A 10,046-nucleotide genomic window follows, 5' to 3' on the forward strand; every position below is an offset into this window, starting at 1 on the left:
AGCGGGACGGCCGGCGCATGGTCACCCCGGTGCCGGGCACCGAGCGGGAACTCCCCGCCGACCTGGTGCTGCTGGCGATCGGCTTCGAGGGCACCGAGGAACAGCCGCTGCTGGCCCAGTTCGGGGTGACCCGCAACGGCCGCGGCGCGATCGACTCCCGGTCCGACTGGCAGACCGACGCCGACGGCGTCTTCGTCGCCGGTGACATGCACCGGGGGGCCTCGCTGATCGTCTGGGCGATCGCCGAGGGCCGGGCCGCCGCCGCCGCGATCCACACCCACCTCGGCGGGGCCGGCACCCTGCCCGCACCGGTCGGCTCCGCCGCCCAACCCCTGACCGTGTAAGGAAGGGCCCCCTGTTAACGCCTCGGGTATAGCAGGGGGCCCGGCTTAACATCCCGCGTCCGACCGCCGGTCGTCAGGTTGGCGGCGGCACGCCGCTGCCGGTACCCGATGATCGACGAGGGCGGCCGTGGTGAGACGCCTCACGAATCGCGGTTTATCGGGCTAATTGCGGCCAGACTTGGCGGCTGCCGAACCTGCGTGGTTCGGCTTTGTCATGCCACCGTCTGGGGAGGTTCGCCGTGGCGTACGGTGCCACGTTCGCCGCGCTGCGCCACCGCAACTACCGCATCTGGGCGGCAGCCGGCCTCGTGTCCGTGGTCGGGACCTGGATGCAGGTGCTCGGGGTCAACTGGTACGTGCTCGCCGAGACCGGTTCGGCCACGTCCATGGGCCTCGCCGTGCTGCTCCAGGCCATCCCGATGCTCCTGCTCGGGGTGTGGGGTGGGTCGCTGGCCGACCGGCTGCCCGCCCGGCCGGTGCTGATCGGCGCCCAACTGGCGCACGCGGCGTTGGCGGCCGGGCTGGCGATGGTCGCCTTCACCGGCGCCGGCGGCCTCCCGGCGATCTACGCGATCTCCCTGGCCACCGGGGCGGTGTCCGCCATCGAGGGCCCGATCATGGGGCGCTGGTGCTCCACCCTGGTGGACCGGGAGAGCCTCGGCAACGCCCTGGCGCTCGGCTCGCTCACCCACTCCGCGGGGCGGATCCTCGGCATGAGCGCCGGCGCCGTCGTGGTCGCCGTCGTCGGCCCCGGGATGCTGTTCGCCATCAACGCCGCGAGTTTCCTCGCCGTGGTGGCGGCCCTGTTCGCCGTACGCGAGCGGGAGCTGCACACCGGCGGGCCGGTCGCCGAGGCGGAGGTGGCCGACACCAGTATCCGGGCCGGGTTCCGGTACCTGCTGCGCCAACCGGTGGTGCTCGTCGCGCTGGCCATGGCCTTCGTGCTCGGCAGCCTCGGGCGCAACTACCAGGTGACCATGGCGGCGATGAGCGACGGACCGCTGGGGGCCGGGGCGTCCGGCTACGGCGTGCTGTCCAGCGTCTTCGCGGTCGGCACCGTGGTCGGGGCGTTCCTCGCGGCCCGGCGGCGGGAACTGGGCTACGGCGTGCTCGTCGCCGCCGGCCTGCTGGCCAGCACCCTGCAGATCGTGGCCGGCCTGGCCCCGGGCACGCTGAGCTTCGCCGCGGTGATCCTGCCGATCGCCGCCGCGGCCGTGGTCATCGACACCACCGTGGGCACCCGCGCGCAGCTCGACACCGACTACGCCATGCGCGGCCGGGTGCTCGCCGTGGTGGGCGTCACCGGCTCGGTCGCCGCCGCGGTCGGCGCGCCGCTGCTCGGCTGGCTCTCCGAGCACGCCGGCCCCCGGCAGACCCTGGTGCTGGCGGGCGTGGTCACCGCGGTGGCCACCGCGGCGGCGGGGCTGGCCCTGGACCGGCTGCGCGGTCGCCGGCTGCGCCGCCGGGTCACCCGGGCACTGGCGGCACCCGCGGTGCTCCGCCCGGTGCGCCGGGTCGCGTCGAGGGCGGCCCGCATCGTCCGACCCGCGCCCATCGCCGCCCGAGCGGCCCGGCCCACGGTGCCCCACCGGCACACCGTGGCGGGGTTGGTCAGCACGACCCGGCCAGGGCATGAATGCCCGGCGTGTGCGGCACCACAGCTCGTCCGGCGCAGATCGCGCCTGTCGCGCACCGGGGTCTGACAAACCGGCAGGGCGGCCTCGTCCGGGAACGGGCTACCGATGATCGCCGACGGGCCAGCAACTCACGCCACCCGGCCACTGGTCAACGGCTGACGCGCTCCTCAACGATGCGGATGCCCCGGCGACGCGTCCGGTTTGGGCTGTCCCGGTGTCACCTGTCTCCGTTAGGGTTCCTCGTGTGAACCCGACGGAGCGAGCGGCGTCGCAGGGCATCGCGCACGCGACAGCTCGCTAGAGCGCACTGAGAGGTAACGGCACAGCTTGGGCACGCTCGCGTCGGTGTACGGGCAGGCGGTCGCCGCCCACCGGGCCGCCCGGGCCCATCTCGAAGCCGCCCGCGAGGCGTTGCGTACCGCCGCGCCGCCCGCTTCGGCGGCCGACGCCGACCTGCTCGCCCGGCTGGCCCGGGTCGGCTCCGCGCTGGCCACCCCGGCCCCGGGCGCCCGGCTGACCCACCAACCCGTGCCGGTACGCGTCGGCGAGGCCGTCACCTCCGGCGGCGGGTTCCCGGTCCTGCTGCCGCTCGGCGCCGGGCACCACCTGGCGGTCGACACCGACGCCCGCGACCCGGCGGTCGCCGGGCTGCTGCGGGCGCTCGTGCTGCGGCTGCTGGCCACCGCCGAGCCCGGTGGCGTCCGGGTCGCCGGGCTGGACACCGCCGCCCTCGGCGCGACGTTCGGTCCACTGCGACCACTGGTCGACGCCGGCGTCATCGACGCACCGGCCATCAGCGAGCCGGAGGTCGCCGCGCTGCTCGACGCCGCCGAACAGCACGCCCGCGCCGCCCGGCAGGCCGCCCGGCCGGACCAGGAGCTGCTGGTGGTGGTCGCCGCGTCCGTCCCGCCGCCCCGCGAGGCCGCCCGGCTCGCCGCGCTCACCCACGCCGGGCCGGCCGCCGCGGTCTGCGTCTTGCTCGGCGGGTGGCCGCCGGCCACGCCGGAGGAGCCGGCGCTGCGGCTGGGCGCGACCACCATGCTGCGGCTGACCGATCGGTACGCCCGGGTCGGTGACCCGCCCGGCGCCCCGTTCAGCGCCGACGGCACCGGCCTGGCCGCCCCGGTGGTCCTCGACGGCGATCCGCCGCCGGCCTCGGTCGCCGCGCTCGCCACCCACCTCGGCGAGGCCGCCCGGCGCGGCGAGGCGGTCGGCTTCGCCGACCTGCTGCCCGGCCAGCGGTGGGCCGCCTCGGCCCGCGCCGGTCTGCGTACGGTGGTGGGTCGCGCCGGGCGTGACCCGTTCGCGATGGCCTTCGACGACGCCACCCCGCACTGGCTGGTCGGCGGACGCACCGGCGCCGGCAAGACGGTCTTCCTGCTCGACGTCCTCTACGGGCTGGCCGCCCGCTACTCACCGGCCGAGTTGCAGCTGTACCTGCTCGACTTCAAGGAGGGGGTCAGCTTCACCGAGTTCGTCCCCACCGGCCGTGACCCGTCCTGGCTGCCGCACGCCCGCGCGGTCGGCATCGAGAGCGACCGCGAGTACGGCGTCGCCGTGCTGCGCGAACTGCGCCGCGAACTCCACCGGCGGGCCACCGCGCTCAAGCGGCACGGCGTCACCAAGCTCGCCGACCTGCCCGCCGACACCGCGGTACCGCGCATCGTCGCCGTGATCGACGAGTTCCAGGTGCTGCTCGCCGGCAACGACCAGCTCGCCCGAGAATCGGTGGACCTGCTGGAGGAGTTGGCCCGCAAGGGCCGCTCGTACGGCGTACACCTGGTGCTGGCCAGCCAGAGCACGACCGGGATCGAGGCGCTCTACGGCCGCGCCGAGGCGGTCTTCGGGCAGTTCGCGTTGCGGGTCGCGTTGCCCGGCGGCGGGGGCGTGCTCGACCAGCTGAACGACGCGGCGGCGACGCTGCCGGTCGGCTCGGCCGTGGTCAACACCGCCGCCGGCGCGCCCGGGGCGGACACGGTGGTCCGCTTCCCCGACGCGCACGCCGCCACCGGCAAGCTGACCCGCCTGCGGCACGAGCTGTGGCAGGCCCGCCCGGCGGGCGCCCGCCCGCCGTCGGTGTTCCGGGGGTACGACACCGCGCGGGTCGAGGACGACGCCACCTTCAGCGGGCTGCGCCCCGGCGGCCGGCGGCCGCTCGCGCTGGTCGGTCGGACGGTCGACGTGGACGGCACCACCGCGCTGTTCATCATGGACACTGCCCCCGGCCGGCATCTGGCCGTGGTGGGCACCTCGGCCGCCGGTGCGGAGGTGCTGCGCGCCGCGACCCTGAGCCTGGCCCGGCAGCACGCCCCGGGCGAGGTGGCCTTCCTGCTCGCCCCGCTGGTCGCCGCCGCCGACCCGGCCGCCGACGACACCGCCGCCGCGCTGACCGCCGCCGGGCACCGGGTCGACCGGCTCGACGCCACCGCCCTGCGCGCCCGACTCGCCGCCCTCGCCGCCGGCTCAGCCGACGGTGCCGGGCCGGCGGGGGGCGCTGAGCCGCCCGGGGGTGCTGGATCGCCCGGGGCTACCGGGCCGGTGGAGAGCACCGGGCCGCCCGGGGGTGCCGGGGCGGGGAACGGCGCGCCGGGGCGCAACTACCTGGTGGTGTTCGGGATGGACGCCGCCGCGGGGCTGCTCGCCGAGACCGATCCCGCCACGTTCCGCTCCGGCCGCGACGACCTGCGTGCGCTGCTGCGTCAGGGGCCCGGCCACGGGGTGCACCTGCTCGGCTGGTGGCGCGGGCTGCGCCGACTCGCCGACGACCTCGGCGGTACGCAGAACCGCGACGACGTCGCCTGCCTGGTCGCCTTGAACGTTCCCGGCACGGACCTCGGCCTCCACCTCGGCGTGCACGACCTGGCGTACACGCCCCGGGCCGACCGGGCGCTGCTGGTCGACCGGCACGACCAGCGGGTCCGCTTGATCGTGCCGTTCGCCCGGGACGGGCACGGATCCGACGGGCAGGAGTGAGCGTGTCCACCTTCGAGGAGTACGCCGCGCTGGCCCGCAACCTGGCCGCCCAGCAGCGCGCCGGCGAGCAGGGCGCCGCCGCCGAGGCCGAACGCCGCCGTGACCTGGGTGCCGCTGTGGAGTACCTCGATCGGCGGCTGACCGCCCAGGGGCAACGTCTCGACCAGCTCGGCCGCGCGATCGGCGCCGGACCGGGCACCGCCGGCCCCGCACCGGGCTCCCCGCCGGTGTCGGGCCCGCCGTTGTCAGGTGCGCCGTCGGGTCCGCCGATGTCGGGTCCGCCCGTGTCGGGGGCATCGGCGCTACCGGGAACGCCGGTCGCACCGGGCTCCCCGCCGGTGTCGGGTCCGCCGATAGCGCCCGGAACGCCGACACCACCGGGCTTTCCGCCCATGTCCGGTCCGCCGGCCCCGCCGGCCAACGGACCGGGGACGGTGGGGACCGGCGGCGCAGCCGCCGCGCCGGGGCCGGCGGGGGTCGGGGCGTACCCCCAGGTGGGCGTGGGGGAGTCGAGCCGGGCGTTGCCGGTGGCCGTGAGCGCGACGGGGGCGGGGGTGCCCGCGCAGCGGGCCGGGGAGGTCGACCCGGCGACGGAACTGGAACTGGCCCGGCGCTGGGCCGACGAGGCCGACCGGCACGGGCAGCAGGCCGACCTGCTCGCCCAGCGGCCGGCGCTGCTGCCGACCTGGTCACCGCTGGCCCGGGCGGTCGCCGTCTACCTCGCCTGCGCCGGTGTCTCGGTGGTGCTCATGCTGGTCCTGGGGCTCGCCTCCGACGTCGGCGTGGTCGGCCTCGGCACCCTGGTCGCCTGGATGTGCGCCGGCCTGCCCGCCGTGGCGCTGGTTGGCGGCTGGCTGGTGCTCGGCCGCTGGGGCCGGGCCGCCGCCGGCGCCGCCACCCCGCCCCGCTATCCCGTGCTCGGTTTCCTGCTCTGCTTCCTGGCCGTCCCCCTCGCCTACTGTGGCTACCTGCTGCTGGTCCGCACCATGCGCTGACGTGTCCCCCGGTCCGGCGGGCGGCCTCGGCGGCGGTGAGGAACGTGTCCAGGCGTCCACGGGGTTGGCGTCTTCGTCGCCGAGCGCTGACCTCTCGCATCACCGGTTGCTCCTGGATGGAGAGGCGCCTGAGCTTAGATCTTGGTACGTTCCGGCCCTCGGAGGGGCGAGTGCGTACCAAGATTTACGCCTTGTGGTCGCTGTTGAGCGATCGGGTGGTCGCGGTGGGTGCGGGGATCTCGTACTCTCCTCTGTGGCCGCTGCTCGTACGGGGTGGTGGCCAAAATCGCGTGTGATCCGGGGGAGGGCGTGTGAGCGCAGCGGAGATGATCGCCAGGCTGGCGGCAGCCGCGCAGAAGCTGGACGAGGCCAAGGCGAAGACGGCCGCAGCCGCGCAGGACGCGGCCGAGGCGCGTCAGCTTGTCGCGGGGGCGTTGCAGGGTGTCGCCGCCGGCCCGCTGATCAGCATGATCGACTCGTACCGGCAGGCGCTCGCACAGGCCGCTCAGGGGAGCGAGCCCGCCAAGCAGCACGTCCAGGAGACGATCGTCAAGGTCCGCGCGCTGGGTAACTGACCACGGGTGGTGGCAGCCAACCTGCTCGCCACCGCCAGCTCTCCGGAAGAGGGCGAGTGGTGGTTCAAGTATCTGGACAAGGTCGAGGCGGCGATTGAGGCGGCGGGATGAGCGACGTGAAGCGTGACGGTGGCGTGCTGGACGGTCTCCGCATTGGGTACGTCCCAGAGGGTGTGGGCGAGGAAGTCTCGGACTTTGCCAGTGAATGGGAGGACGTGCACTTCGCGAGCCGGGTGTGGGAGCGGCAGGTGGTCGACGGCTACCGGGCTGACCTTCGGGTCCACGTCCTGCGCGGCGAGGGGTTGACTGATCTCGACGCGTTGCGGCAGTTCCTGGCCGGATACCACGAGCGCGACCTTGACGGCTGGGCGCTTGCCGAGTTCGCGCATCCTGCCGGCACGGGCCAGCATGACGAGTCGCAGGCGTTCTGGCTGGTGGAGCCGGGCGTCGCGGGGTATGTGTTGGTCGATCCGGAGTTCCTGGGCGTGGACGCACTGCTGGCGACCGCGCTTTCGGTCGAACGGCAAACGTAGCCGGGAAGGCCTGTGGGAAGCGCAAATTGATCGTTGTTCAGCGTCGACATGATCAGCTTATCGTGACGGAAGCGGTGCGTTGGGTAGAAGTCGATCACCGTGATGGTTAGCATCGGGGATAAGCCCAGCAGCGCGTCCTGAGCGGAGGTTCCGGTGAGCAGTCCTCCAAACCAGATGCCCGGTTCGGTCGTGATCGAGATGAGTGACGATCAGTGGCGGGAGGCTACCGATCGGGCCCTTGACAGGCTTCACCTGACCTATCGGCAGCTCGCCGAGATGGCGAAGAATCGCGATTTCTCCTCGGTCGAGGCGCAGAAGCTGTGGATGTCCATTGGCAACACGCGGGCGTAGCGCGCTTGGCCCCCAGGCCCGCGAATTCGCGGAAACCATGCAGGGGTTGCTGAACAAGACGGTGTGTGACAACGCGCGGGTTGTGGCTCGGGTGACCGCCGATCAAGCGGTGGTGGGCACGCAACTCGGGGACCTGACGTCGCAGCCGGTCCGCATGCGCTCTGACGCCCGGACGAGCATCTGGTTGGACGTGCAATGTCTCCTGACGATGGACAGGGACGAGGGCAAGTTCCTTACCGTCGAGGCGTCGTTCTGCGGCCTCAAGTTCGGCGAGGCTGAGGAGCCACTGCTCCATTACGACTTCCAACGGGACAAGGAGCAGTACACCGAGGCCCACCTACAGGTGTGTGCGAGCCATCCGACCTTCGAGACGTTCCTGACGGAACTCGGTCGCAAAGGCGTGGGTGGTCTTAGCAAGATCCATCTTCCCGTTGGTGGCCGAAGGTTTCGCCCGGCGCTGGAGGATCTGCTCGAGTGCCTGATCAACGAGGGCTTGGTGCGCCCAAAGGGCGGCTGGGAGCAGGTCATCCACAAGACCCGGCTGGAATATCGGCGCAGGCAGATCGCCGCAGTCGTTCGGCGCAACACGGGCACCGCCCAGACCGAGTTGGAGCGACTGGGATATCGCGTCGTTCCGCCGGACGATCAGCGACTCAGGGCACAGATCTCGCGGTTGGTGACCCCGCGATCCCGTCCGGCGCATGGTGACGGGGACGATCGACGGCGACCAAGGACCGGGCGTCGGTAGGACGCCGATCTGTGTCGGATAGGCGATAGGTGCTGCGTTGGGCTGTTGGCGGCGGTCCAACGCTCGTATCCTGACACGTTCATCGGGGCCTATGGACGTGGGGAAACGTGGATCCTCGACAGGTACGGCGGTTGGCGGAACGCTCCGCCAACTTCGGGTTCCTGAAAGATCATCCGCTGCTGGTCTGGTACGGCGCGGGTGCCGAGCTGCTGGTCTACGTCGACGCCCAGGCGGCGATGTTCAAGATCCGCGCGTTCGGAGACGAGCTGGCCAAGGACCTGCTCCGCCGCACCGGCCAGCGTCCCCGCAGCGACTTCTTTCACCGGGTCGAGGCGCTGCACGCCGACGGCACCCTGACCCGCGAGGTTCACCAGGCCTTCCACGGTCTGCGGGACCAGGGCAACAAGGCGGTGCACGACCACCTTGCCGAGGTACGCGCCGCGCTGGAGATGCTGCGTACCGGCTTCGAGTTGGGCGTCTGGTTCCACCGCGCGCTGACCGGCGACCGTACGCCGATCGGGTTCGTACCGCCGATCCCACCGCAGCAGGTTCCGCGCAGCGTCGCCGACGCCCTCCAAGCCGAGCTGGAGCGCTACCGGCGGGAACTCGCCGAGGCCAAGCTGCTGCTCACCGGTGCCCGTTCGGTCGCCGAGGCCCGGGCGGACGCTGAGCAGGCGGCCGACCGCGCCGTCCGCGCTGCCGCCGCCGGCCGGGACGAGGCCGTTGCCCTGATGACCGGGCTGGCCCCGGCTGCTCGCGCCGAGCAGGACCGGATGGACGCCGCCCGGACCGGCAAGGTCTCGGCCGCTCGGCGGGAGGAGTTCATCGCCCGCGCCCGCCGCGCCTCCCGGGAACCGCTCAACGAGGCGCAGACCCGGGACGAGATCGACCGGCAGCTCGCCGCCGCCGGCTGGCAGGTCCAGGACGAGAGCCAGATCAACCTGTACGCGGCCACGGGTGTCGCCGTCCGCGAGGTCACCCTGGCCACCGGGCGGGCCGACTACCTGCTCTACGTCGACCGGCTGCTCGTCGGCGTGATCGAAGCCAAGCGTGAGGGCACCGCCCCGCGTGGCGTGGAGGCACAGCTCGACCGCTACCAACGCGGGCTGACCCCTGCCCAGCGCCTGACCGCGTGGCGGCGCGACGAACCGCTGCCGTTCGGGTACGTCGCCACGGGCACCGAGACGGCGTTCGTGAACCGGCTCGACCCGTTCCCGCGTACCCGTGAGGTTTTCGCTTTCCACCGGCCGGAGACCCTCGCCCGCTGGATGCGTGAGGCGGACGACGACCCCAACGCGCCGACCCTGCGGGCCCGACTCCGCAGAATGCCGGCGCTGGACCCGCTCGGACTGCGGCCGGCGCAGGTGGACTCCATCACCGGGCTGGAACGGTCCCTCGCCGGTGACCGGCCGCGTGCGCTGATCCAGATGGCGACCGGGGCCGGGAAGACCTTCACCGCGGTCACCGGCAGCTACCGGCTGCTCAAGCACGCCCGCGCCACCCGGATTCTTTTCCTGGTCGACCGCAACAACCTGGGCAAGCAGACCCTCCAGGAGTACGCGGGCTACCAGACCCCCGACGACGGTCGCAAGTTCACCGAGCTGTACCCCGTCGACCGTCTCTCCGGTGCCGGCATGCTCGCCTCGTCCAACGTGGTCATCTCCACGATCCAGCGGCTCTACGCCGCGCTGCGCGGCGACGAGTTGCCCGACCCGGACATCGACGACAGCGCGTACGACGACTACGAGCTGGACGCGCCCGCCGAGGTCGCCTACAACCCGAGCATCCCGCCGGAGACCTTCGATCTGATCGTGGTGGACGAGTGTCACCGCTCGATCTACGGCAAGTGGCGCGGGGTGATCGAGTACTTCGACGCCTTCGTCGTCGGGC

Annotated in this window: 9 protein-coding genes; all 9 read left to right on the top strand. The window is 73.1% G+C overall.

What is annotated here, in order from left to right; translation table 11 throughout:
• Positions 1 to 344, top strand: a 344-nt coding sequence (locus tag AB0M52_RS24215) for an FAD-dependent oxidoreductase (protein WP_363957784.1), incomplete at its 5' end; no start/stop codon positions are given.
• Between the two features lie 239 nt (positions 345 to 583).
• Positions 584 to 2,047 (top strand): MFS transporter, encoded by a 1,464-nt coding sequence (locus tag AB0M52_RS24220; protein ID WP_363957787.1) that lies wholly within the window; start codon positions 584 to 586, stop codon positions 2,045 to 2,047.
• A gap of 279 nt (positions 2,048 to 2,326) precedes the next feature.
• On the top strand, positions 2,327 to 4,954 hold the full coding sequence (locus tag AB0M52_RS24225; protein ID WP_363957790.1) for an FtsK/SpoIIIE domain-containing protein: 2,628 nt from the start codon (positions 2,327 to 2,329) through the stop codon (positions 4,952 to 4,954).
• Positions 4,955 to 4,956: 2 nt separating this feature from the next.
• Positions 4,957 to 5,949: a hypothetical protein gene (locus AB0M52_RS24230; protein ID WP_363957793.1), complete on the top strand. Its 993-nt coding sequence runs from the start codon at positions 4,957 to 4,959 to the stop codon at positions 5,947 to 5,949.
• 311 nt (positions 5,950 to 6,260) lie between these two features.
• The gene (locus tag AB0M52_RS24235; protein WP_363957796.1) at positions 6,261 to 6,524 is read left to right on the top strand and encodes a DUF6244 family protein; all 264 of its coding nucleotides are present in this window, start codon (positions 6,261 to 6,263) and stop codon (positions 6,522 to 6,524) included.
• A 107-nt stretch (positions 6,525 to 6,631) separates the two neighbouring features.
• Positions 6,632 to 7,057: a hypothetical protein gene (locus tag AB0M52_RS24240; RefSeq protein ID WP_363957799.1), complete on the top strand. Its 426-nt coding sequence runs from the start codon at positions 6,632 to 6,634 to the stop codon at positions 7,055 to 7,057.
• Between the two features lie 153 nt (positions 7,058 to 7,210).
• Complete coding sequence (locus AB0M52_RS24245; protein WP_363957802.1) at positions 7,211 to 7,408, top strand: hypothetical protein; 198 nt, start codon at positions 7,211 to 7,213, stop codon at positions 7,406 to 7,408.
• 46 nt (positions 7,409 to 7,454) lie between these two features.
• Complete coding sequence (locus tag AB0M52_RS24250) at positions 7,455 to 8,156, top strand: hypothetical protein (protein ID WP_363957805.1); 702 nt, start codon at positions 7,455 to 7,457, stop codon at positions 8,154 to 8,156.
• A 131-nt stretch (positions 8,157 to 8,287) separates the two neighbouring features.
• Positions 8,288 to 10,046, top strand: a 1,759-nt coding sequence (locus tag AB0M52_RS24255) for a DEAD/DEAH box helicase family protein (RefSeq protein WP_363957808.1), incomplete at its 3' end; no start/stop codon positions are given.

The organism is Micromonospora sp. NPDC051296, assembly GCF_040682255.1.
Lineage (GTDB): Bacteria > Actinomycetota > Actinomycetes > Mycobacteriales > Micromonosporaceae > Micromonospora > Micromonospora craterilacus.